The sequence below is a fragment of the Corynebacterium silvaticum genome (assembly GCF_004382825.2).
GTDB lineage: Bacteria > Actinomycetota > Actinomycetes > Mycobacteriales > Mycobacteriaceae > Corynebacterium > Corynebacterium silvaticum.
The window spans coordinates 103,089-125,200 of sequence record NZ_SDQO02000001.1 but is presented as its reverse complement, the minus strand read 5'-3'; the positions used below and the strand labels follow the sequence as shown (position 1 = coordinate 125,200).

Below are 22,112 nucleotides of genomic sequence, written 5' to 3'. Positions count from 1 at the left end.
CAACCGCACAACGTCCCATGAAAGGAGCACACCATCATGACAAACATGCACAGGGACACCATGTCCGGCCTCAATCTGGACTTGCTCGCAATGGAGGTCGAGGGCCTCGAGGTAAACGACTACGTCGATGCTGATGACACCGCGTTCTTCAGCATGTGTTCGTCCACCACGTCTTCCTCTTCCTGCATTTCCACTTCTTCCTCCTAGCTCCAAGCTTCCCTCCCTAGGGAAGCTGCCGGAGCACAGCGACTTCCCCGTTGTGCTCCGGTTCTGCATGCGACATGACTAGTGCTTCTTTACTCGCGTTTACTGCTCCTGCAGATACACCGCACAAAGCCGACTTCCGCCGCCCGGCCGGATTGTCTACTCAGCGCGCCATAAAAGTCCTCCGCGATGCGGCTGCCGAGCTATCAGATGACTCCATCTGGGCGATTCATGTGCTTACCGGCCAGATCATTAAGGCTCCTCGCCCCACGCCTGTTGCGGGGGCAGGGTCTCATAGGCTCCCGCTGGAAGCCCTCGATGGGATAGTCCATTCTGCGCTCGCCCCCTTCGTGGGGATTCTTGGCCCTGGTCACTCGGATCAAGGTTGGACTACGTCCGTCCCATTTTCTGGCGCAACCCGCATAAGAACTCCTCTCTGCCATCTCGACCTCACCTGGTCGGGACAGAAAGAATCGCTGCATCACAGCCGAAATATCGCAGCCCTGGAAGGCCTGGAGAGATTGTGCTGTGCTCATTCCAGGGGGAGAGTGACCGTGGGACCAGCGACCAGCTTTTCAGGAAAAGCGGTGTCTCCTACGCAGCTAGGATTCGGAGCGGACATGCTCGCCCTCAATAGCAGTCTGGTTCCATGGTCGCCTGATGAGCCACACATGTGGGTGGAAGGCCGCAATCTTCGCACGCACGATTCTGCGTTTCTGCCCGTTGAATGCGTTTATTACGGAGATGTTCCAGCGTGTCGTTGGGCCGTGGGCAATTCCTCTGGCTCAGCCATTGGAGTTTCACTGGCCGATGCCACCCATGCGGCATGCCTTGAGCTCATCGAACGCGATGCCATCATGTCCACATGGGCGCGATCAATTCCTACCCAGCCCATCCTCCCCAGCTCTATTGCAGAACTCGGTCCGCTACTCTGCCGCGCGCGGATACTGGGGCTTCGGATCCGGCTCGCCCGCGCCTATACCGATCTCGGATTCCCCGTGGTTATCGCCTGCGTCGACGACGGCGCGGCAGTGTCTTTAGGATCGGCCTGCCGCGATTCGCTCCGTGCCGCAGCCATCGCAGCACTCAACGAAGCCTGGGCTTTTTACCCCGAGCGGCAGCGCGTTCGCAGTGCCGGGTCAGCTGTGCCGGAACGTATTCGTTCTGTCCTTGACCACGCTAATCAGGTGTCGCTTCCAGAGTGGACAACCCGCATCGACAGGCTACTCGGCACAGATCAACCACCGCGTCGGTGCAGCAGGGCTGAGGACCCAGTTACCCCGTCTGCCCTTGCAGCGCTTATCGACGCCGGCTTTGACCCCATCCGCATAAACACCACGCTGGCCGAGGTCCAGGAATATGACCTCACAGCCGTGACCGTAGTCGTCCCAGGCCTCGTCCCTATCGACTTTGGTTGGGACCGCCAACGAGCACAATTTATGGAGCGACCCGCCCAGCTTTGCAGCCAAGCAACCGGTGGCGTCATAAACCCAGTAGAAACGACGTGCCACCCCTTTGCATAACCGCTCCGAGGCACTGCTCTTATCGTTTTTGCTGGCGTTTCGACGCCGCGAAGGCTAGTAGCGCAAACACAACAGCCCACGCGGCGATATTAGCTACGGCCCACCACAAGGGAACAGAGGCTAACGTCCCATTCGCAGCGGCTTCTTCTGCGCCAGATATAGGGAAACGCGCTAGTTTATTTACCCCGTAGAGCGGCATGAAACGTGACATGGAGAGCAAAAACCCGCTGAGCGGAATGAACATGTTGGACAAAAATGCGCAGATCAGTACACCAAAAGAGGCAATGGACAAGGCCGCCTCACCTCGAATAAGCAGTGCGATTCCCAGCCCAAAGAGCGCAAAAGGTACCGCCGTAAGCCATGACGCTAAGAACGCCAAAGCCCACCGAAGATCGCCTTCGATCTGGGCCGTCGTCAAAGCACCGATGGTATACACCACGATAACGGGGGCAAGGGAAACCACCAATACCGCAAACACCTTGGTAGCAATGTATTTCCCACCAACGAGAGGGGTCATCGCCAGCTGGCGACCCCAGCCTTTTTCCTGCTCCAGCGCCGAAGTAGCAGCAAGACTCGTCGCCACGGTGACAGAACCATAAGCAGCCATCGATGCCATCACTGTCGCACTTACATTGCCGTGCCCCAGTTTGATCTCCGCATAACTTTGGATAGCGCCAAAAAGGATGTACATTCCCGCTGGCAACAAGATTGCGAATACCAGGTTCGCCGGATTACGCACGATGCGCTTGACGTCTATGAGACCAAACCGAATATTCATGCTGCGTCCTTTGCCTTAGCATCGCGTGAATGAGTCAGCTCAATAAATGCGTCTTCAAGCGATGTCGTTGAAACCAACAAGTCATAAGCAGATGTGCGATTAAGGAGGTATCGCGCAACGTCGTCTGGCTGAGTAGTGTCTAGCGTGATTCGATCGCCGTTAATACTTACGCTCTTAACCCCAGGCAATCCAGCGAGCTCTTTCGTGGAAGCACTCGGAATAACAGCGCTAACGGTTGCGCCTCGAACTGACGCCCTAATTTTTTCGATGGGGCCATCAGCCACGATTTTTCCCTCGCTGATAAAGATGACGCGCTCCGCGAAATCATCCGCCTCTTCGATGTAATGAGTAGCAAAGATAATTGTGCGGCCAGCATCAGCTTCTTCGCGCATGATGCGCCAAAACTTCCGACGTGCCTCAACGTCCAATCCGGCAGTGGGCTCATCCAAGATAAGTACCTGTGGATCTGAGAGCATGGCCAAAGCAAAGCGTAATCGCTGTTGCTGTCCGCCAGAGCACTTACCCACTTTTCTGCGAGCAAAACTGGACAGGTCCCAGCGCTTCATCACGTCTTTCACCCGACCCCGCGCCCCATGCGCGGCAGCAAGTGCTTGAACGGTTTCACGCACTGTGAAGTCAGGTAGCAACCCACCGGATTGAAGCACTGCCTGGCACTTGCCAGAGCACGTGGCTTTATGCAGGGACTGACCCAGGACCTCCACCTGACCGGAGTCCGGCGAACTGAGTCCCAGAATCATGTCGATCGTTGTCGATTTCCCAGCACCATTGGGACCTAAAAAGGCAACAATCTGGCCCTGTGGAACGCTAAACGATACGTGATCGACGGCAACAAGCCTACGTTGGCCGTGCCAGTGGAACGACTTGGTAAGTTCGGAGACTTGAATGACTGGCGTACTCATAAACTTATGTTAGCCGATTAGTTAGCCAATAAAAAGGGTATATATCACTTAAAATAATGAGTAACCATCAAGAGTTTAGAAGCCCCTATGTCAAGCAGCCACCCACTAGACACAGGCAAAAGACCACGCCAAAGGCGCTATCTTTAACCCTTACACAACTTCTCGGGCCACTTATCTTTTTTAAAGCTACTTATCAAACTCTCGGCTATGGTAATCAGCCGCCGCCCTCTGTTCGCCTGCGTTCATCCTCGCCAACATCTGATTGTAGGCAGCAAAATCTTCATCGTCATCCGATTCAATTCGCTTCTCGATCTCACGCTCCGTTCGACGATCTTCCTTCAGCCATTCCATAAACAAAGCGCCGAAAACGATGACCAGTGGGAAGGCGCCAGAGGCCCACGCGATGCCGCCGCCAACATTTTGGTCATGCATCAGATCAACTGCCCACGGCAAACCGAGTTGAGAGTAAAAGCCTTCTGCCAAGATTTTAGAAAGCTGCATGAGGTACACGCCGAAGTACAAGTGGAAAGGCATCGAGAACACCAGCCACCCGAGACGAGACAGCACCGAATTATTTACCGGCTTAGGGTCTCCGCCGATCATTTCCCAATAATAAAGCGTTCCCGATAGCAGGAATACCCAGTTCATAGAGAGGTGACCCGCATGCTCGGACACCATCACCTCATACCAAGGCGTGACGTACAAGAGGTAGAAAATGGTGACAAACTGAATCGTGTTAAATGCCGGATGCATAAGCACGCGCAGCGTCTTGGACTCAATACATTGTTCCAGCCATTCCCTTGGTCCAGGCTGAGTGGGCGTTCCCGGGCGCAGCGTTGCAAGAGCAAGCTGCAGCGGATTTCCTAGTACCAAAAAGACCGGGATGACCATCGATAGAACCATGTGCGTCACCATGTGCATGGAGAACATCGCCGGCATGTAGAGCCCCACTCCCGAACTCATGCAGAGGCTAAGGCTTACGCTCCCCAACAGGAACCACGCCGTGCGTTGCCATTTCCATTGTTTTCCCTGTGCACGAAGCCGCAGAAGGCCCACAATATACGCCACGGTGAGCACGATTCCCACGGTGGTAAACATGATGTCAAAGCGCCAGACCGTCCATACATTCCAGAATGTAGGTGCCTTGGTGAGGTCATAACCCATAATGATCGACATTTGGGAAAGATCAGTCACCCGAGGCGGAGGCGGCGGAGTCCTTCCCAGAGAGATCGCAACGCCGATGATCGCAGCCATGACCAGCACCTCGACTATCGCGACTCGAGCAAAAAGCCCCCGGGTATTCTCACTTTTTTGCAACTGCGGGATAGTAATTGTGCGATGCACGAAACCAAGCACCGCCGCGACAATCGTGATCGCAGCCTTAGCGACGATCAACCTGCCATATCCACTAGTAAGCAAGTCCCCCACGCGCACTCGGATGGCTACATTAATCACACCCGAGATCGACATGGCAACAAGCAACCATAAAGCAACCTGCGAATAGCGCGACACCGCAAGCCCCAGATCCGGACCCAAGCGCCTACCATGCGCGATCAAAGCCATAAGGCCACCGACCCACAAGAGCATGAAAAGCAAATGCCATAAAAGAGAGTTCGTTCCATAGTCGTGATCGCCACCAGCCGCCGAGTGCCCTTCCAACCCCAATGGGATGATCGTGGCGATTGCCCCGACAAACCACACGGGTTGAGACTTCCAGCGCTTACTCAATAACGACAGCCCGCCGACGACGCCAGAGATAATCGCTGTCCACAACCAAGCCAGCGCCGCCGGGACCTTCGCAATAGCAACCGGCCAGTTATGTAACTGTACGGTTTGGGAAAACGGCTGGCCGGAGACGTCGGAAAGCACAAGCGGAATCATGAGGATCGCGATAGCGCCGAAGCACAGCACTGCAATCGATCCAGTCCGCGCCGCAATATGCCCGTCGACGCTCAGTTCCGCGCGGTCCAACGAAACACCTGCACGGGGAGAAACAAAAAAGGCCGAAAACATAAATGACCCCACGCCAAGGGCCGCGAGCATCCAACCCGCCGCACGGAAGAACGGCAGGCCTGCGGTGGTCACCGGGCCGGGGTCCGGGATTCCCAATGCGGCTAGGGATTCACTCAGAAAAGCCCACGAGATTAGCGCCCCCACAAGGCCCGCAACTACCAAAAAAACAAGATATAACGGCCATGTGACTCGAACCACGGGGGAAGAAGCATTCGACATAGTTTTCTAGCCTAACCGTTTCTACTTAAGCTGCGCGCTTTCGACGTGTTTCCCTAGGCCAAGAAGGAAAAACCAAGCTAAATGGAAGAGAATTCCAACAGCACGCTTAACCAAACAAAAGTTTAACCTTCGCCACATTAAGCCAAATAAATGAAACAAATTATAGCAGTGAGCCTTTGTTAAGCTACCCTACTCCTTAGTGCCATAGGCTGAATTGTCATACGGAAGGATATTCTACATGCGTCCCCGCTTATCCCTTATGAGCCGGAAAAGGAGATCATTGCGGTTATATTCTTCGCGTTCCTTTGGAGCACACATGCTTCGGAATCCTTATCCATAGTTGTATGGGCAGATTTCTCAGCGCATAGCAGTTCGACGGTGTGCTGCACGTTGCTCCCAGCATCGAACGCGCACAGGCACCCATAATTGAACATTTTTGTAATGCACGGCCACACGATGTGCCCCTCGATTCTCAACGCAGCATCTACCCGAGAACGAATCGCATCTAGGCAATAAAACTCGGTTTCTTGATGGGCAAGCGCCCTCACTTTTATCGCTTGCCCATCGACACCGCCCCAGAGTGGAAGGTCATTGCACATGAGCAATCCAGTTCCCACAATCGAAGCGCCCCCGAAGGGCGTGGAATACATCCACGGCGACACAGCACCGCTGCCCGTGGGTGTTAAAGACTCACGCCCGATGTCCCTCAAATCGCGCGTCATACTTATCATTATCGCGCTTATCGCCGCTGCCGGCTGGGGCGTTATCGCTTTCGCCCGAGGCGAAACAATCAACGCTGTGTGGCTCGTCTTCGCCGCAGTCGGCTCGTACTTCATTGCCTACGCATTCTGGGCACGACTTATTGAATACAAGGTAGTCCGGCCACGCGATGATCGCGCTACCCCAGCCGAATACATCAACGACGGAAAGGACTTTGTTCCTACAGACCGTCGCGTGCTCTTTGGCCACCACTTTGCCGCTATTGCCGGCGCCGGCCCGCTGGTTGGCCCCGTTATGGCCGCTCAGATGGGTTATCTGCCAGGTACTCTCTGGATCGTTCTCGGTGTGATCTTCGCCGGTGCCGTGCAGGACTACCTCGTCCTGTGGATTTCCACGCGTCGCCGCGGCCGTTCACTCGGCCAGATGATCCGCGATGAGATGGGGAACGTAGGCGGCGCCGCCGGTATCTTGGCCGTTATTACCATCATGGTCATCATCATCGCGGTTCTTGCCCTTGTTGTTGTTAACGCGCTTGCCGACTCCCCATGGGGTGTGTTCTCCATTTCCATGACCGTTCCGATCGCAATCTTCATGGGCATCTACATGCGCTATATCCGCCCAGGACGAGTCACCGAGGTTTCGGTTATTGGCGTGGTTCTACTCCTCCTGGCCATCATCTCCGGCGGATGGGTAGCCTCCACTGAGTGGGGCACGGACTGGTTCACCTGGTCTAAGGTCACTCTGGCCTGGGTCCTCATTGGCTACGGCATCGTGGCAGCCATCCTGCCTGTGTGGTTGCTACTTGCCCCACGCGACTACTTGTCCACCTTTATGAAGGTCGGCGTGATCGCCCTCCTAGCAATCGCCATCGTGGTCAATCGACCCGAGGTCCACATGCCCGCAATCACCGACTTCGCTCGCGACGGCAACGGCCCGGTCTTTGCAGGTAACCTCTTCCCATTCCTCTTCATCACCATCGCCTGTGGCGCCCTATCCGGCTTCCACTCGCTCATTTCTGCGGGAACAACGCCGAAATTGATTGAGAAGGAATCCCAGATGCGCATGATCGGCTACGGCTCCATGCTCATGGAATCCTTCGTTGCCATCATGGCCCTCATCACCGCTGTGGTCATCGACCGCCACCTTTACTTTGTGATGAACTCCCCCGCTACCCTTACCGGGCTCGACCCCGCCCAGGCAGCAGCATTTGTCAACGGTCTCGGTCTTCCAGGCGCCGGCATCACCGCCGATGCGCTTACACAGGCTGCCGACGCAGTGGGCGAAAACACCATCATTTCACGTACCGGTGGCGCACCAACCTTGGCTTTCGGTATGTCGCAGATTCTCACGGATATCACCGGCAATGCTAGTATGCAGTCCTTCTGGTACCACTTTGCCATCATGTTCGAGGCTCTCTTCATCCTCACCACTGTCGACGCTGGTACCCGCGTGGCTCGCTTTATGATGACAGACACGCTGGCCAACATCCCTGGTCTGAAGAAATTCGCCGATCCTAACTGGACCGTAGGCCACTGGCTCTCCACAGTCATTGTGTGTGCTCTCTGGGGTTCCATCCTCCTCATGGGAGTTACAGACCCGCTAGGTGGCATCAACGTTCTCTTCCCACTCTTTGGTATCGCAAACCAGCTTCTTGCAGCTGTCGCGCTCTCGCTCGTTGTCGTGGTCACCGTTAAGAAGGGCCTTCTCAAGTGGGTCTGGATCCCAGGTCTACCACTGCTCTGGGATGTTGCAGTCACCATGACAGCTTCTTATCAGAAGATCTTCTCTGATAATCCGGCCATCGGATACTGGGCTCAGCACACCCGCTACAAGAATGCACTCGCAGAAGGAAAGACTTCCTTTGGCACTGCAAAGTCGGTAGAGGCCATGGAGGCCGTTGTCAGGAACACTGCAGTCCAGGGCTTCCTGTCCGTGCTGTTCGCAGTACTTGTGATCATCGTTCTTATTGCAGCTGCTGTAGTCTGTATTCGTGCATTGGGTCAGCTCAAGCGTGGCGAGGAAGTACACACTTCTGAAGAGCCCTTCCACCAGTCTAATTTCTTCGCACCAACGTCACTTGGCACATCTGACGTAGAAAAAGTCCTGGTAGATGCGTGGAACGAATACGATCCGCCTAAAGCACATGCCCATAGCCACCACTAGCATTCACTAGCGAGGAACAATGGAGACTCTTTCAACAACGCTGCGATGGGCAACCGCCCCGCTACGTTACTGGGGTGAAGTACTCGGAGAAAAAGACTACGAAAAATTTGTAGCCCACCGACGCGCCCACCATCCCCACGAATCGATTCCCAGCGAACGTGAATATTGGCGCCAGCGTTGGGCTGACCAAGATTCCAATCCGGGCTCCCGCTGCTGTTAGCGTCTACTAAAAGACAAGGTCGAGACATAGTTCTCGGCCTTTCTTTTGCCTCCCCCTCCTCGACTATGAGGAAAACACACACCGTAGTATTATTTCCATCAATGCCTCCGTAGCTCAGTGGATTAGAGCAGTCGGCTTCTACCCGATTGGTCGCGGGTTCGAATCCTGCCGGGGGCGCTTTTGGAATCCTCCTCTACCTGTACTTTTATGGGTAGGAGAGGATTTTATTTTTGCTGTTTTGGGGCTTTTTGAGGTGCTTTTGTCGTGGGAATGTCATGGGATTTATGTTCTCCCATGAGCTAGACCCCACCTTCTCTTCCCCGGGCCTGCATTTCCATAGACAAAGTCCTCGTATCATGCCGCAAAGCCCCCTTTTGTCTATGGAAATGCAGGCTACGTCACCCCGCCTCCCAAAAAATTGTCGTTTTTGAGAACGCTAGAAATCCCCACCTGGCGTTTTACAAAGCACACCCTCGCTAGCGTTCTCAAAAACGACAATTCCCCAACACACACGACCCCACTTTGCCCTAAGCTCCCCAACATAGTAAATTTTAATCCAAATTTAAGCTAAAAAGGCTTATTTTATAAGCTTTTTGTAGAAATAAGTGGGAAGGCCCTATGCAGAAGTCCAGAACCGGAATTACCAAATCTTTGGCAGCTATCGTTGCTTTTACAGCTATAACTCCCCTTTTATCCGCAGCACCTAGCGCTATCGCCCAAGAGGCTTCAAGCAATGCAGTAACGGCAACAATTGATGCGATAGATGGCTCCACTACGGGAACCGTGCCGTTAACACGCCAGATCACGGTAAAAGACCCCAACGGAGCCGCACGGACCCCATCTGATCCCAAAACGGCCCATGCTTCCCACGGAGACACCGTAACAGTGAAGGTCACCATCGAATCAAAAGATGGAAATGCCCGAGGCTTTAGCGACTTCACAGAATTAGTCCCCGCGGTAGGGCACCTAAACAAGGAGTCCGTCACCTACACAATCGACCAGCAGTCCCCTACAAAACTCATCGAGAAGGGTTGGGAAATACAGGAACAAGCCAAGGGCATCAGTTTTAAAGATAAAGACCTCACAAATCTTCTACTAGGTCAAAAAGTCTCCGTCGAATACACATACACCGTCGACGCCAGGTCCCCAGAACCACGTACAATAGGAATTACGGTCGATGGCTACCATAGCAACACCCAAACCATGGGCCCCAACCTCGTGATAGATCAGTCCAGCGCACCAGGGACCTTCCGTTCGCTGTGGCAAGGTTTCTTACGCACGTTGTCCCAGTTCTTCAGCCTCCTACTGAGACTCTTTCGTTTATAACGGAAACCAACGCTAGGTTGAGAGCAAGCAAGATGATAAAAGGCGCGCCCCACTACGACAAGCGGGGCGCGCCTTTTATCATGCGTCTACAAAGGATTTAAGAGCACTTCTTCCATGTAAGAAGTCGTTCAAAGCGGCTGCATTGCTGCTTTGCGGGCTCTTTTCTGTGGTCCCGACCAGGGCGTTCCCTTTCCTCAGAAACCGGTTTCCACACAATAGGACGGGGCTCTACGGGAGCCTCAGCCACAGGTGCTGGTTCTGCGTCAACAATAGGAAGGTCGAGCTCTGGAGCGAGGGAGTCGCTAGGGTCCAGGTCAACCAATTCGGGGCCGGAAGGAGCCGGCGCAGGAACGGTTTCCACGATCGGCGTAGGAACAGCAACCGGCTTAGGCGCAGGACGGGCGTCGTCACAGCTACGGCCGCTACAGGCTAGTGCAGAACACACCGCAGCGTGGGCGTCGACAACCCCTGCCCCCATCCCGTGCGCAGTCTTTTTCCTTGTCCTGGACCTGGTTCCGTCGTATAGCGACGTGCCGTGTCGCGGAGGATGCGCTCAATCTCGTCTGAACTAATCGTAGGATCCGCAGCCTTCATCAAAGCGATGACACCGGAAACCACAGGGGTGGCCATAGAGGTGCCTTCCATGTAGGAATAGCCACTGGCCTCAGGGGTACGCAGACCACGGTTAACGGTGGAAAGGATGCCGGCGGCCGGGGTAGGGTTGCCAAAGACAGGCCTCATATTGCCACCAGGTGCACCAAGGTCTACGTGGCGTCCGTAGTTAGAGTAGGCAGCTCGGTGCCCTTCTGGACCAGTAGCACCCACAGTAATCACGCCGTCGCACGATGCAGGTTGGGCGTTATCGGTTGGCAGATCCTCGTTGCCAGCAGCCACAGCTATTGTTGCGCCACGGGACAATGCGCGATCTATGGCATTTTGGTAGATCGGCATGCACTGACGAGATTTTCCGCCAAGTGACAGGTTGATCACGTCGGCGGGGTTGTCGTTGTGAGGAGTGCCGGGAACGTCCTCGCCCGCGGCCCACACGATCGCGTCTGCAATATCGGAGGTGTAACCGCCGCATCGCCCCAGAGCACGGACAGGAAGGATCTTTCGTCAGGAGCAACGCCGGCTACGCCCTCATGGTTGTCGGTGATCGCCGCCGCGATACCTGCCACGTGGGTTCCGTGCCAGGAGGAGTTTGCGGCCCGGGAGTCGCGACCACAGGTGCCATCATAGGTCCAGTCGCCCATATCAGTTGGGTCATTGTCGCGACCGTCGCGATCCCGAGAGATCCGAGGATCAGAGATCATGTCGTAGCCGGGCAAGATCTTGTCGTTAAGATCGGCGTGGCTAGTGATGCCTGAATCCACCACGGCGATAACGGTCTCAGCACCGTCTGCACCCGATGCCCACGCCTTATCGACGTTCGCACCGAACTGGTCAAAGAGGTGCCATTGATACTTGTAGTGTTCGTCGTTAGGTGCGGCAAGAGAAGTGGGGAATATTGGACGCGGTCAATATCCGCATACGCAATTTCAGCTTTGGACTCGAGGGTGCCTCGGAGGGAAGGGATTCTCTCTGCAGGCACAGGTGGATTTAGCTCAACAACGTATGAGCCGTCGAACATCTGGCGGACGAAAGACGCATCAGATGAAAATTCTTCAACAATGTTATCGAGAACGTTCATCCTTTTAGCCTGATCCAGCGTCGTCATTTGGTTGAACGTGACAGTGAATCGAGCAGCAGGCGCCTCACCAGTCGGAGCAACGCTTTGGCGCTGCACAACAGCGAGGGAATCATTGGGTTCTTCAACGGACAAAGCAGGAGCAGCGACAGCAACGAGAGATGCGAATGTTATGGCAGCGCATACCACTGATACGCCACCCCTGCGTGAGAATACAGTTCTTGGGGAATAAGTTTTCACGCATGGAATTATAACGAGATGAAAGAAAATCGATCCGAAACTTTTTCCGGCAAAAATTCTTCCACAAAAATCATGGGGTAAAACCCACCATTGCTCGGCAAGCTTCATTTAATTCTCAGCTCCCCCCTATGCAAAGCTCCCCTATCCGAGTGAGACCGAGTTCATAGAGATAAAAGAGAGTGCCCAGAAATACTCAATCACCTGATCCAGATTTGCCTGTGCACATTCGCACTATCAGCCACCCGACTCAGCAAAGAGGGCTAGGTTGGAAAACATGACTACTCAATCGCGTTCTGTTGTGGTTCAGTCTTCCGAGACCGGGGAGATAACCACCCGCATCCTTCCATCCATCGAGGAACATATAGCCGATGGCGATCTGCTCATTAAAGTTGCCTATTCCTCCCTCAACTTCAAAGACGGCATGGCACTGCGCGGGGATCGTGGCGTGGCCCGCACCTTCCCCCTAGTTCCCGGTATCGATGCTGTTGGCGAGGTGTTGGAATCAGAATCCGATCGGTTCCAACCCGGCGATAAAGTGATTGCCAATGGCGCGGGAATCGGGGAATTCCGCCATGGCGGATACACCGAGCGCCAGCGTATTCACGCCTCGTCTACAGTGCCCCTCCCCTCTACTTTTTCTATGAAGCAAGCCGCGGCTATCGGCACAGCAGGATACACAGCAGCGCTCTCCGTGAACGCGCTTATACAACACGGGGTTCTGCCCGATCATGACCCCGTCCTTGTCACAGGCGCTACCGGTGGCGTGGGGTCAATCGCCATTCTTTTACTGCACAAGCTTGGCTATAACGTTGTCGCAGCGACCGGCCGAGTAGAGGAGCACTCAGATTATCTTCTAGGTCTTGGGGCCAGCTCCATCGTGGAGCGAAAAGAACTGAGCGAAAAGGGCAAACCGCTACAGCGCGCCATATATGCAGGTGTTGTCGACTGCGTGGGATCCCACACCCTTGTCAACGCTTGCGCTCAAACCACATGGGGCGGAGTGGTTACAGCGTGCGGCTTGGCACAAGGTGCAGACTTACCAGGCACGGTTCTTCCCTTTATCCTTCGTGGCGTATCGCTCGTTGGCATCAATTCCGTTGACGCACCTCTAGAACACCGCGAAAAAGCTTGGGAGCTACTATCACAGGCTCTAGATACAGAGGCTCTGGACGCTATAACAACCACTATCGGCCTAGACGACGTCATCGATGCCGGCAAGGAGCTGATGAATAACCAACGTCACGGCAGGACGGTAGTCGAGATCAACTAACGCCAGGCCGAGCTCACGTGGGCGTTAATCTGCGCAACAAGCTATGCGACGTCCACGGGCTAAAGCCAGCTATAACTACGGTACTGCCGCGGACGCACGTAGTATGGGTGAGAACTCTGTGCGCTTTCCAACCAATGTTCAGGAGAACTACCGTGGCATTACCTTCACCATCTATTCATGCACGAGCTGTAGTTACTGGCGCAAGCCAAGGAATCGGACGTGCGATCGCCAAGGATCTTGCCTGCATGGGCCACAATCTCATTCTGGTAGCCCGGCGCCGTGACGTTCTTGAGCAGCTAGCGGAAGAGCTGGAACAAAACCACAGCGTCAAAGTCGACGTTATGGCCTGCGACCTTGCTAACCCCGAGGAGCGCGCAACGCTCATCAACGAACTTCAAGACGTGGAAGTCAACATCATCATCAATTCCGCCGGAATCGCAAGCTTTGGCCCTTTCATCGACCAAGACTGGTCTTATGAAGACACACAATTCGAGCTCAACGCCCGGGCAGTCTTTGAACTCACTCACGCGGTGCTTCCCGGCATGATTGAGCGCGGCACGGGCGCCATCTGCAACGTTGGTTCCGCCGCCGGAAATGTCCCCATCCCCAACAATGCCACTTATGTGTTCACTAAAGCAGGAGTAAACGCTTTTACCGAGGCTCTCCACTACGAGCTTCGTGGCACCGGCGTGGCTTGTACTCTGCTGGCGCCAGGGCCCGTACGTGATGCGGTCGTCGACGACGCCGAAAAGTCCATCGTGGATAAGGTTGTGCCTGATTTCCTCTGGACCACCTACGAGTCCTGCTCGAAAGAAACTCTCGCAGCGCTCGCCGCGAACTCCCGTCGAGTGGTTCCTGGGCCTTTATCAAAAACAATGAATGCAATTTCCGCAATTGCCCCCACTGCGGTGCTTTCACCACTGATGGGCTGGTTCTATAAAAAGCTAGGATCATAAACCCCAACGCATCTTCACCCGATCTTGCGTCAATTCGTGGTTAGAAACACCTCCTTGCTGCCACAATGGCGCAAGATACGGGTACCTTGGAAAACATGTCTGATACCCCCGCTAAAAATGATCGCCTCGTTTGGATAGACCTTGAGATGACAGGTCTCGATACTCGTCGTCACGTGATCGTCGAAGTCGCCGCACTTATCACTGATGCAGATCTGAATATTCTTGGCGAGGGAGTAGACCTTGTTGTGCATGCCACGGAAGCAGAACTCGCGAAAATGGATGACTACGTCACCACGATGCACGAAAATTCTGGCCTGACACAGGAGATTCGATCCTCTACGGTGTCCATCAAGGAAGCCGAAGACGCTGTCCTTGAGCTGATTGCCAAGCACTGCGACCCACAGCATCCGGCCCCTTTGGCGGGCAATTCCATTGCCACCGACCGCAGCTTCATCAATGCTTATATGCCTAGGCTCGACGAGGCTCTGCACTATCGCATGGTCGATGTTTCCTCCATCAAAGAGCTTGCCAGGCGCTGGGCCCCGCGCGTGTACTTCAACCAACCGCAAAAGGGCATGGCACACCGCGCGCTAGCGGATATCGTCGAGTCCATTCGCGAACTTGAGTACTACCGCCAAGTACTCTTTAAAAAGGATCTCACCAACGCAGAATGCATTGAGGCTTCTGCCCAAGCAACCCAGTCCTACCAGCAGTTTTTGCAATAATAGATTTGTGAGTTAATATTGTCCTCGCTGCTTTGAAGCGGCAATGGTGGCTGTAGTTCAGCTGGTAGAGCACCAGGTTGTGATCCTGGGTGTCGCGGGTTCGAGCCCCGTCAGCCACCCCAATGAACTCCCTGACTATTTTTAGTCAGGGAGTTTTTGTCATCCGATACAATCACTGCATGCTTAACGCTCGGATCCATGTTGCCGTGCCCACGGCCTTCCACCACGATGAATCCCTCAACATCGAGTCCACCCTGGCCCACGCAGACTGGCTTATCAGCCAAGGCATCACATCAATCCTCTTCGGTGGTTCCACCGGCGAGCAGCACAGCATGGACGCCTCTGAAAAACATGCTCTGTATGACGCCGTGAATCAGCATCCCTGGGCGCCTGGAATTGAGATACTTGTGGGTGTTGCCGCTATCCGACAGCGCCACGCTGTGGAGCTAGGACGCTACGTGGCGTCGTTAAGCCGGATTGATGGCATCTTATTGGGGTTCCCGCCCTATGTGCGCCCTACGCAGGAGCAGGCGCGTCGTTACGCGGTAGCTGTTATCGACGCCGCCCGTAAGCCCACAATCATCTACAACCACCCAGAACGCACTGGTTTCGACGCGAGCGCTTCCACCCTGGCGCAGCTATGCATGCTCGCGCACGTCATCGGCATCAAAGATCCAGGCGGCACACTCAAGATTGACGAGGTCGTTCAAGAGCTCACCCCCTTTAAAACTCGCTACTATGCCGGTGGTGAGGTCAACATCAATTCCCGCGTATCCACCACCGGTTTTACCTACCTCTCATCCATCGCCGGCAACATGGCACCCAAGGAAACCGTCGAATGGTTCGAGGCGCTCAGAAAGGGCCTTGAGCCTCCGCATAATGATCTCCTCTCCGAGTTGGTGTCCAAGATCAAAGGGGAAGCCCCGATTCAGACGCTCAAGGACTACATCACCGACCACGAAGGCATAGATATGGGAGTATGTCGAGCGCCACTGGGTGGCGTCGATTAGCACGGTGAGCAAAAGGCCTCGTAACTCATAGAGCTACGAGGCCTTGAAAGCATGAGGAAATATTAGATATTCGAGTTTCCGGCTTTCCAGGTTTGCCAGTCGATATTCCAGTCCCCCAGGCCGTCATAGCCGCTGATGTAACCGCCAACCGTGTTCCGCACGGTGACGATGTCCCCTCGCTTAACAAAGTTCTGGAACCATTGCGCGTTCTCCGTGCTCACGTTGATGCAACCATGAGACGTATTGGAATTGCCCTGTGCATAGACAGACCATGGCGCCGCATGCACGTAGATGCCGGAATAGGACATCTGCGTGGCAAATTTCACATCAACACGGTAACCGCCCTCTTTATGGGAGAGCCCATAGGATTCCGAGTCCATTACCAGGGAAGGATTCTTATCCCCAATGGTGTAAACCCCATTAGGGGTCGGCCACTTATTCGCGCCCATGGAGATCGGCATCGACCGGACAGGCGCGCCATTGTGATAGATGGTCATGGTCTTTGTTGCGTCATCAGCTACTGCCTCGACCCGGTCGCCGATGGTAAAAGTCGCAGAATTGTCGTTATCTCCGTAAACGCCTTTGCCTAAGTTCTTGCCGTAAAGTTTGGCGTCCACGGTGACCTTGGTTCCCGGTGCCCAGAAGTTCTCCGGCCGCCACCGCACCTCATAGGGGCTAATCCAGAAAAATGCGCCCTCGACCGCAGGCTCGGTGGTCACCTTGATTGCGTCCTCCACAGCTTTGCGATCATTCACGATTGCATCAAAACGCATCGCGATGACCTGGGCGACTCCCACGACCGCCCCGTTCAGGGGAGCTAAAGAACCAAATGCCTGCGCCGCCGGGGTTACTGTTTGGAACCCCGTCGTGGAAGATTCCCCGTTCTTGTCTTTCGCCACAATGGTGTACGAACGGTTAAAACCCAAGACCTCAGTGGTAGACCACGAACGTCCATCCGCGGAGATTTCGCCCTGAACCTCTTTGCCGTTCTCATTAGTCATGGTCACGTTCTTCAGGCCCTCGCCCAAGGATTTGACCGTGACAAACGCGGAGGGATCCACCCCGGTTTCGCCATTATTCACGCTAGCGACGGGAGCAAGCTTCTTCTCCACCTGCTGCGAGGACTGCTCGCTGTGCCCCGATTCATCCCCGCCCCCATTAGCTATCGTGCATCCAGCCATCAACAACGAGAAACCCAACAGCGTCGCCGCTACCCCTATATACGATCGCTTGGATACCCTTTTGGCCACTATTTTCCTTCTTCTCCTACAACCACGATCGATGCCGCATTTTCCTCGCGGCACCTCGTCACGACGACAACGAACCCACATCGTAACGTCTTTTCCCACTGATACCGGCTCGCAGCAACCCATGTTTGCCACATTGTTATCTAACCCAAACCACCAGTGCTTTTCCTCCCCTTCATCGTTTGCCGAGCACCCGTCGTTACGCTCCCCGCCCCTCTTTTTAGCGTGCCGACGCCCACCCCAAAGCCCTTTATACACATCCCGCAAAGCAGCCATAAAACACCCACCCAGAAACACGTCCTGACCAGGCGATTTTACAACAACCATCAAATAGGGTTATATTTCTTCTCGTTGCACAGCGCGCCGCACGGCGCAAAGGACAACAATGCGCCATTAGCTCAATTGGCAGAGCAACTGACTCTTAATCAGTGGGTTCGGGGTTCAAGTCCCTGATGGCGCACTTCTTATAATCTCCCTCCACCTGCTTTATGTAGGCGGAGGGAGATTTTTCGTTTATGCACCTCATTATTCCTTTTGATCTCCCCGAACTTCAAACCTCACAAGACATACGTAATTTGGAATATTTTTCATCTCCGTGGGGTTCTGAGGGATTGTTAAAAGCATTCGTGGACCACAAGTTCACACACAACAATCAAGGGAAAAGGAGCATCTTCGTATGACCACAACTACCCAATGGGTTCTCGCGTCTCGCCCACAAGGAATGCCCACGCTGGAGAATTTCCGCAAGGAGGTCGTCGAGCTCCCCGAACTGCAGGCCGGCCAAGTGTTGGTCCGCAATGAGGTAGCGACGGTCGACCCATAATATATGCGCGGCCGCATGGACGATACGGAATCGTACGTCCCGCCATTCCAGATTGATCAACCGCTGTCTGGTGGTGCCGTCGGCGTCGTCGTGGAATCAAAGTCCGAGAAGATTCAGGTCGGCGCGAGCGTGCGTCACTTCCAGGGGTGGCAAACGATGACCATCGTCGATGAGGCTGAAGCTTTGGTGGTAGATACAAACATTGTCCCAGCTCACGCTTACCTAGGCATACTAGGGCTGACTGGTTTGACCGCTTACATCGGGTTGAAAAAAGTCGCGGAGATGAAGGAGGGCGACGCCGTCTTTATCTCCGGGGCAGCCGGTGCCGTCGGCTCAGCTGCGGGTCAGATCGCGCGACACCTCGGAGCTAGTTTTGTCGTTGGTTCTGCGGGCACAGACGCCAAGGTTGAGCGCTTGAAAGAGCTAGGTTTCGACGCCGCCTTCAACTATCGCGACGGTGATGTTTCCGCAGCACTCGCTCAAGCAGCACCCAATGGCATTGATGTCTATTTGATAATGTCGGCGGCGACCATCTTGAAGCCGCAATCGACCACCTCAATGTCTTTGGCCGGGCAGCGCTATGTGGGGCGATCTCCCAATACAATTCCGAAGGAGAAACCTTTGGGCCACGCAATATGCGCTTAATCATCGGTAAGTGCCTTACCCTGCGCGGCTTTGTTGTTCCCAAGTACATGGAATGTGATTGAGGAGTTTCAACAGGTCGTAGCCCCGCTTGTGGTCACTGGGCAAATACAGTTTGATGTCACTACTCGCCACGGTGTTGAGGCTCTCCCCTCCGCGTTCTTGGAGCTTTTCCAAGGTGGCAACACTGGCAAGATGATCGTGGAGTTCTAGAGGATTTCCACACCGCATACCTGGTCCCCCGCTAGACGATTGCTATTTTTCGGTTAGCCGGGGGATCTGGCGTTTGTGGATACTGAGTGGCGTTGCAAAGCATTATCCCTAATAATTACCCCTATTGACACCCCAATGCAGCGTTCATCCAGCCGAGATGTATCCTCATATGGATTCTATACCTTCTCTGTGCTTTCTCGGAAGGAAAAAAATATGCGAGCCGCTTTCTCGGAAGGAAAATATGCGAGCCCTCATCATTGTTGACGTCCAAAATGACTTTTGTCCGGGCGGGGCACTAGAAACGGTCAAAGGTGCAATCCAAGCACAATCCATTGCAGAATACGTAACACTGCACGGGAAAAAATATGACTATATTGCGGCCACCAAAGACTGGCATATCGATCCGGGCGATCATTTTTCTGAAACCCCAGATTTCATCGACACCTGGCCCATCCATTGCGTGGCCAACACAGAAGGCGCAGATTTTCACCCATTGCTCTTCACCATGCACTTCGACGAGGTGTTTTATAAAGGGCACTACAGCGCCGCCTACTCAGGGTTCGAGGGCTGCACGGCAGATGGTCAACTCTTAGGCGCATGGTTACAAGCTCGTGGGGTACGCGAGATTGATATCGCGGGGATCGCTACGGATTACTGCGTTCAGGCTACGGCGCTCGACGGCCTACAAGAAGGCTTCCATGTGACAGTGCTCTCGCACCTGTGCGCCGCAGTTAATGAGGACAACACCCGCGCAATGTTGCGCCGTCTCAAAGACCACGGGTGTGTCCTCCGCTAGTTGGCCTCTCTACTTCGTAGAGTCCAGCACCACGTCAAACTCCAAAAGCTCAGATTTCTGTGCCACGGGCGTTTTACCACCAGTGTGGGAATTGGATGCGTTCTCGTGGTTCTCGCCCCGGCCATGGCCATGCAGGCTCTGGGCTTCCCCATCGCGCCACTGCGCATAAGATTCTTCATCAGCCCACTTGGTCACCACAAAATAACGGTCCTCACCAGCAGTGGGGCGTAGGAGTTGGAAGCCTTCAAAGCCCGGCGTGGAATCCACAGCGTGTTTGCGTGCCGCAAATCGCTTCTCTAGTTCTTCCCCGCGGCCTTCGGGCACGGACAATGCATTGATTTTAATGATGCTCATAGGCACCGATGCTAGTCGTATGTGCCACGACGTGCAGAAGCAAAAAGCCATATCCGCACGGCAGTTAGCGTGAGGATATGGCTTGTGGGCTACTAGGGGGTGGCGTCGAAAAGCTTTAGCGCTGTGCGAGAAGACGCTGGATTTCTTTGAGTTCCTTGTTCTTCTTGCGTCCGCGTGCGATGCCCAGGACCACTAGGCCGGCCACAGCTACTCCGATGCCCGCGAGAATCTTCTGGATTTGGGGGTCTTGTAGCTTGGTGGTTGCTTGCTTCTTGGCATCGTCGACAAAGTTCTGTGGCTTAGAACGATCCACAATCTCGTCGAGGGTGCTTGCGAGCTGACGACGGGTGCGCTCAATGTCGCGCTGAATGTCATTAATATCGCGTGCCACGGATACTCTCCTCTGAGTTCTTCGCTATTTCCTCCTTACATCTTAGCCCGAAACCCGTTGTGTGTGCGTAGCCGGTATCCTTTAGACCATGACTGAACAAGTGCGACTTTCCATCGGCGATATGGCCCCCGACTTTGATCTTCCCAATGACAAGGGCGGCACAACGGCACTTAAGGATTTCCGTGGCTCTCGGGTGCTGGTCTATTTTTATCCCCGCGCTAATACCCCTGGATGTACAAAGGAGGCGTGTGACTTCCGGGATAACCTTGCTCAGCTCGACAATCTAGGTATCAACGTTGTCGGCATCTCCCCCGATAAGGTGGAAAAGCTCAGTGACTTCCGCAACGACCATGAGCTTAATTTCCCGTTGCTTTCCGACGCATCTAAGGACGTCATGAAGGCCTACGGCGCATTTGGAGAGAAAAAGAACTACGGCAAAGTGGTCCAAGGCGTTATCCGCTCAACGTTTCTTGTAGAACCAGACGGAACGCTTGGCTTAGCCTTATACAACGTCCGTGCTACAGGCCATGTTGCACGCGTGCTCCGCGATCTGCTCGCCAGCGAATAACTATCAGTCTTCTCTAGTAAAGAATCAATCGATGTAAACCATGGGCAAACCCGAAGTAATCAGGACCAGCGGGGAAATTCTCCTCCCTCGCCGCAGGCCCGCGCAGCAACGCAGCCGCGAGAGGTTCAACAGAATCCTCGCTGCTGCTCGCTCTGTGCTTGTCGACGTAGGCTTTGAGTCCTTTACCTTCGATGAAGTCGCCCGTCGCGCCGAGGTGCCCATCGGAACCATCTACCAATTCTTTGCCAATAAATACGTGATGATCTGCGAGCTCGATCGCCAAGACACCGCGGCTTCCCTGGCAGAAATACAAAAGTTCTCTGAGCAGGTCCCGGCGCTTCAGTGGCCGGACTTCCTCGACGAGTTCATTGATCACCTGGCGGATATGTGGCGTGCAGACCCCTCCCGCAGGAGCGTCTGGCATGCCATTCAGTCCACTCCCGCGACGCGAGCGACAGCAGCGGCCACAGAAAAGCCCATGCTAGAAATCGTGGGAGAAGCGCTGCGCCCGCTCGCCCCGCAAACGTCAGAAGAAGGCCGGGCGGAAATCTCTCGCATGCTGGTGCACACGGTCTCCTCGCTGCTGAACTACGCGGTCTATGACCGTGCTTCCACAGATGAGATGTTCCACGCGCGAGTTACGGAAATTAAGAGGATGCTGGTGGCCTATCTCTTTGCTGTAGCCACCGGCTAGCTTCTTATCCTGCAGCCCCTGGGATAAGGCACTGCGCGATGGCATAGTCATGATCGTGACTGATGCTCACCTGCGCCTGGTCTATCTGCGCGAGTCTTTGGATTTCCCCACGGAGATTCACCACTACTCTCCCCCAGGCGTCCGGAACTATTTCGATGTCTCGCCACTCGACGTTCTCCGCGCTTATCACGGGTGCGCTGCCGTACATCGTTTGGCTCCATGCCTTGATAAAGGCCTCTTTGGCGGCCCATCGACCGGCAAGGTGCGTATCTCTATCCGGCTTTGTTGCGGCCACTCGTAGCTCAAGCGCGCTGAAGACGTTGTTTGCAAAAGAAGAACCTGGCGTGCGTAGCTGCTCTGCAAAGCTAGGGATGTGAACGAGGTCCGTCCCAATAAACATGGGTCATCTT

22 protein-coding genes, 3 tRNA genes and 2 pseudogenes are annotated in these 22,112 nt (G+C 54.6%); 18 read left to right on the top strand and 9 right to left on the bottom strand.

Features of this window, described 5'->3' with window-relative positions; genetic code table 11:
* Window positions 1–36 precede the first annotated feature (36 nt).
* Both ET810_RS00655 and ET810_RS00650 read left to right on the top strand, forming a co-directional pair.
* Window positions 37–207 (top strand): thiazolylpeptide-type bacteriocin, encoded by a 171-nt coding sequence (locus ET810_RS00655; RefSeq protein ID WP_134316308.1) that lies wholly within the window; start codon window positions 37–39, stop codon window positions 205–207.
* Between the two features lie 74 nt (window positions 208–281).
* On the top strand, window positions 282–1,727 hold the full coding sequence (locus ET810_RS00650; RefSeq protein WP_087454414.1) for a YcaO-like family protein: 1,446 nt from the start codon (window positions 282–284) through the stop codon (window positions 1,725–1,727).
* Window positions 1,728–1,746: 19 nt separating this feature from the next.
* Here ET810_RS00650 and ET810_RS00645 read toward each other — a convergent pair whose 3' ends face one another.
* From ET810_RS00645 to ET810_RS00630, 4 genes are all read right to left on the bottom strand, one after another.
* Window positions 1,747–2,505 (bottom strand): ABC transporter permease, encoded by a 759-nt coding sequence (locus tag ET810_RS00645; RefSeq protein WP_087454415.1) that lies wholly within the window; start codon window positions 2,503–2,505, stop codon window positions 1,747–1,749.
* Complete coding sequence (locus tag ET810_RS00640; RefSeq protein ID WP_087454416.1) at window positions 2,502–3,425, bottom strand: ABC transporter ATP-binding protein; 924 nt, start codon at window positions 3,423–3,425, stop codon at window positions 2,502–2,504. The genes ET810_RS00645 and ET810_RS00640 overlap by 4 nt, the downstream gene beginning before the upstream one ends.
* A 186-nt stretch (window positions 3,426–3,611) precedes the next feature.
* Window positions 3,612–5,657 (bottom strand): bifunctional copper resistance protein CopD/cytochrome c oxidase assembly protein, encoded by a 2,046-nt coding sequence (locus ET810_RS00635; protein ID WP_087454417.1) that lies wholly within the window; start codon window positions 5,655–5,657, stop codon window positions 3,612–3,614.
* A gap of 257 nt (window positions 5,658–5,914) precedes the next feature.
* Window positions 5,915–6,256 (bottom strand): hypothetical protein, encoded by a 342-nt coding sequence (locus ET810_RS00630; RefSeq protein WP_087454418.1) that lies wholly within the window; start codon window positions 6,254–6,256, stop codon window positions 5,915–5,917.
* On the opposite strand from ET810_RS00630, the gene ET810_RS00625 reads away from it, so the two are divergent.
* From ET810_RS00625 to ET810_RS00610, 4 genes are all read left to right on the top strand, one after another.
* Window positions 6,255–8,540, top strand: a complete 2,286-nt coding sequence (locus tag ET810_RS00625; protein ID WP_134316309.1) for a carbon starvation CstA family protein — start codon at window positions 6,255–6,257, stop codon at window positions 8,538–8,540. The genes ET810_RS00630 and ET810_RS00625 overlap by 2 nt on opposite strands.
* Before the next feature lie 19 nt (window positions 8,541–8,559).
* Window positions 8,560–8,760: a YbdD/YjiX family protein gene (locus ET810_RS00620; RefSeq protein ID WP_087454420.1), complete on the top strand. Its 201-nt coding sequence runs from the start codon at window positions 8,560–8,562 to the stop codon at window positions 8,758–8,760.
* 103 nt (window positions 8,761–8,863) lie between these two features.
* Window positions 8,864–8,937: transfer RNA gene (locus ET810_RS00615), tRNA-Arg, on the top strand.
* Window positions 8,938–9,378: 441 nt separating this feature from the next.
* Window positions 9,379–10,086 (top strand): hypothetical protein, encoded by a 708-nt coding sequence (locus ET810_RS00610; RefSeq protein ID WP_087454421.1) that lies wholly within the window; start codon window positions 9,379–9,381, stop codon window positions 10,084–10,086.
* A gap of 97 nt (window positions 10,087–10,183) precedes the next feature.
* On the opposite strand, the pseudogene ET810_RS13065 reads toward ET810_RS00610, so the two are convergent.
* Window positions 10,184–12,013: pseudogene (locus ET810_RS13065) on the bottom strand (S8 family serine peptidase).
* A gap of 274 nt (window positions 12,014–12,287) precedes the next feature.
* Between ET810_RS13065 and ET810_RS00600 the strand changes: the two are divergent.
* The 5 genes from ET810_RS00600 to ET810_RS00580 all read left to right on the top strand — a co-directional run bounded on the left by ET810_RS00600 (window position 12,288) and on the right by ET810_RS00580 (window position 15,974).
* A complete protein-coding gene (locus ET810_RS00600; protein WP_134316310.1) occupies window positions 12,288–13,283 on the top strand; it encodes an MDR family oxidoreductase in 996 nt (331 codons plus the stop codon).
* A 152-nt stretch (window positions 13,284–13,435) separates the two neighbouring features.
* Window positions 13,436–14,239 (top strand): mycolate reductase, encoded by an 804-nt coding sequence (gene cmrA / locus ET810_RS00595; protein WP_087454423.1) that lies wholly within the window; start codon window positions 13,436–13,438, stop codon window positions 14,237–14,239.
* A 65-nt stretch (window positions 14,240–14,304) separates the two neighbouring features.
* Window positions 14,305–14,964: an oligoribonuclease gene (orn, locus tag ET810_RS00590; RefSeq protein WP_087454424.1), complete on the top strand. Its 660-nt coding sequence runs from the start codon at window positions 14,305–14,307 to the stop codon at window positions 14,962–14,964.
* A gap of 46 nt (window positions 14,965–15,010) precedes the next feature.
* Window positions 15,011–15,086, top strand: a tRNA-His gene (locus tag ET810_RS00585).
* A 57-nt stretch (window positions 15,087–15,143) separates the two neighbouring features.
* Window positions 15,144–15,974 (top strand): dihydrodipicolinate synthase family protein, encoded by an 831-nt coding sequence (locus tag ET810_RS00580; protein WP_087454425.1) that lies wholly within the window; start codon window positions 15,144–15,146, stop codon window positions 15,972–15,974.
* 62 nt (window positions 15,975–16,036) lie between these two features.
* On the opposite strand, the gene ET810_RS00575 is transcribed toward ET810_RS00580, so the two are convergent.
* Window positions 16,037–17,224, bottom strand: a complete 1,188-nt coding sequence (locus ET810_RS00575; protein ID WP_087454426.1) for a L,D-transpeptidase — start codon at window positions 17,222–17,224, stop codon at window positions 16,037–16,039.
* A gap of 384 nt (window positions 17,225–17,608) precedes the next feature.
* On the opposite strand from ET810_RS00575, the gene ET810_RS00570 reads away from it, so the two are divergent.
* From ET810_RS00570 to ET810_RS00560, 5 genes and pseudogenes are all read left to right on the top strand, one after another.
* Window positions 17,609–17,681, top strand: a tRNA-Lys gene (locus tag ET810_RS00570).
* A 216-nt stretch (window positions 17,682–17,897) separates the two neighbouring features.
* Window positions 17,898–18,215, top strand: a pseudogene (locus tag ET810_RS12945) (NADP-dependent oxidoreductase); the annotation flags it as partial.
* Window positions 18,201–18,689 (top strand): zinc-binding dehydrogenase, encoded by a 489-nt coding sequence (locus ET810_RS12940; RefSeq protein ID WP_318655673.1) that lies wholly within the window; start codon window positions 18,201–18,203, stop codon window positions 18,687–18,689. The pseudogene ET810_RS12945 and the gene ET810_RS12940, both read left to right, overlap by 15 nt.
* Window positions 18,690–18,743: 54 nt before the next feature.
* Window positions 18,744–18,899, top strand: coding sequence for a hypothetical protein (locus ET810_RS12935; RefSeq protein ID WP_259484202.1), 156 nt, complete (start codon window positions 18,744–18,746; stop codon window positions 18,897–18,899).
* A 241-nt stretch (window positions 18,900–19,140) separates the two neighbouring features.
* On the top strand, window positions 19,141–19,695 hold the full coding sequence (locus ET810_RS00560) for an isochorismatase family protein (RefSeq protein ID WP_087454427.1): 555 nt from the start codon (window positions 19,141–19,143) through the stop codon (window positions 19,693–19,695).
* Window positions 19,696–19,704: 9 nt separating this feature from the next.
* On the opposite strand, the gene ET810_RS00555 is transcribed toward ET810_RS00560, so the two are convergent.
* Entirely contained in the window at window positions 19,705–20,049 is a 345-nt protein-coding gene (locus ET810_RS00555) for an antibiotic biosynthesis monooxygenase family protein (protein WP_087454428.1), read from the bottom strand.
* 115 nt (window positions 20,050–20,164) lie between these two features.
* Entirely contained in the window at window positions 20,165–20,440 is a 276-nt protein-coding gene (locus ET810_RS00550) for a DUF3618 domain-containing protein (protein WP_013912165.1), read from the bottom strand.
* An 88-nt stretch (window positions 20,441–20,528) separates the two neighbouring features.
* On the opposite strand from ET810_RS00550, the gene bcp reads away from it, so the two are divergent.
* Both bcp and ET810_RS00540 read left to right on the top strand, forming a co-directional pair.
* Entirely contained in the window at window positions 20,529–21,008 is a 480-nt protein-coding gene (bcp, locus tag ET810_RS00545; RefSeq protein ID WP_087454429.1) for a thioredoxin-dependent thiol peroxidase, read from the top strand.
* A 40-nt stretch (window positions 21,009–21,048) separates the two neighbouring features.
* Window positions 21,049–21,702 carry a TetR/AcrR family transcriptional regulator gene (locus tag ET810_RS00540; protein ID WP_087454430.1) on the top strand — a complete coding sequence of 218 codons (654 nt, stop codon included), beginning with the start codon at window positions 21,049–21,051 and terminating at the stop codon, window positions 21,700–21,702.
* A gap of 4 nt (window positions 21,703–21,706) precedes the next feature.
* Here the strand turns inward: ET810_RS00540 and acpS are convergent, their stop codons facing one another.
* Window positions 21,707–22,102, bottom strand: a complete 396-nt coding sequence (gene acpS / locus ET810_RS00535) for a holo-ACP synthase AcpS (RefSeq protein ID WP_087454431.1) — start codon at window positions 22,100–22,102, stop codon at window positions 21,707–21,709.
* Window positions 22,103–22,112 lie beyond the last annotated feature (10 nt).

What these genes read in the sequence shown, in the direction of transcription:
- ET810_RS00655 (WP_134316308.1), top strand. Translation starts at nt 37, where the DNA reads ATGACAAACATGCACAGGGACACCATGTCCGGCCTCAATCTGGACTTG.
- bcp (WP_087454429.1), top strand. Translation starts at nt 20,529, where the DNA reads ATGACTGAACAAGTGCGACTTTCCATCGGCGATATGGCCCCCGACTTT.
- ET810_RS00650 (WP_087454414.1), top strand. Translation starts at nt 282, where the DNA reads ATGACTAGTGCTTCTTTACTCGCGTTTACTGCTCCTGCAGATACACCG.
- ET810_RS00610 (WP_087454421.1), top strand. Translation starts at nt 9,379, where the DNA reads ATGCAGAAGTCCAGAACCGGAATTACCAAATCTTTGGCAGCTATCGTT.
- ET810_RS00555 (WP_087454428.1), bottom strand. Translation starts at nt 20,049, where the DNA reads ATGAGCATCATTAAAATCAATGCATTGTCCGTGCCCGAAGGCCGCGGG.
- ET810_RS00625 (WP_134316309.1), top strand. Translation starts at nt 6,255, where the DNA reads ATGAGCAATCCAGTTCCCACAATCGAAGCGCCCCCGAAGGGCGTGGAA.
- ET810_RS00630 (WP_087454418.1), bottom strand. Translation starts at nt 6,256, where the DNA reads ATGTGCAATGACCTTCCACTCTGGGGCGGTGTCGATGGGCAAGCGATA.
- ET810_RS00640 (WP_087454416.1), bottom strand. Translation starts at nt 3,425, where the DNA reads ATGAGTACGCCAGTCATTCAAGTCTCCGAACTTACCAAGTCGTTCCAC.
- ET810_RS00645 (WP_087454415.1), bottom strand. Translation starts at nt 2,505, where the DNA reads ATGAATATTCGGTTTGGTCTCATAGACGTCAAGCGCATCGTGCGTAAT.
- ET810_RS00580 (WP_087454425.1), top strand. Translation starts at nt 15,144, where the DNA reads ATGCTTAACGCTCGGATCCATGTTGCCGTGCCCACGGCCTTCCACCAC.
- ET810_RS00560 (WP_087454427.1), top strand. Translation starts at nt 19,141, where the DNA reads ATGCGAGCCCTCATCATTGTTGACGTCCAAAATGACTTTTGTCCGGGC.
- ET810_RS00635 (WP_087454417.1), bottom strand. Translation starts at nt 5,657, where the DNA reads ATGTCGAATGCTTCTTCCCCCGTGGTTCGAGTCACATGGCCGTTATAT.
- orn (WP_087454424.1), top strand. Translation starts at nt 14,305, where the DNA reads ATGGCGCAAGATACGGGTACCTTGGAAAACATGTCTGATACCCCCGCT.
- acpS (WP_087454431.1), bottom strand. Translation starts at nt 22,102, where the DNA reads ATGTTTATTGGGACGGACCTCGTTCACATCCCTAGCTTTGCAGAGCAG.
- ET810_RS00600 (WP_134316310.1), top strand. Translation starts at nt 12,288, where the DNA reads ATGACTACTCAATCGCGTTCTGTTGTGGTTCAGTCTTCCGAGACCGGG.
- ET810_RS00620 (WP_087454420.1), top strand. Translation starts at nt 8,560, where the DNA reads ATGGAGACTCTTTCAACAACGCTGCGATGGGCAACCGCCCCGCTACGT.
- ET810_RS12940 (WP_318655673.1), top strand. Translation starts at nt 18,201, where the DNA reads ATGACCATCGTCGATGAGGCTGAAGCTTTGGTGGTAGATACAAACATT.
- ET810_RS00540 (WP_087454430.1), top strand. Translation starts at nt 21,049, where the DNA reads ATGGGCAAACCCGAAGTAATCAGGACCAGCGGGGAAATTCTCCTCCCT.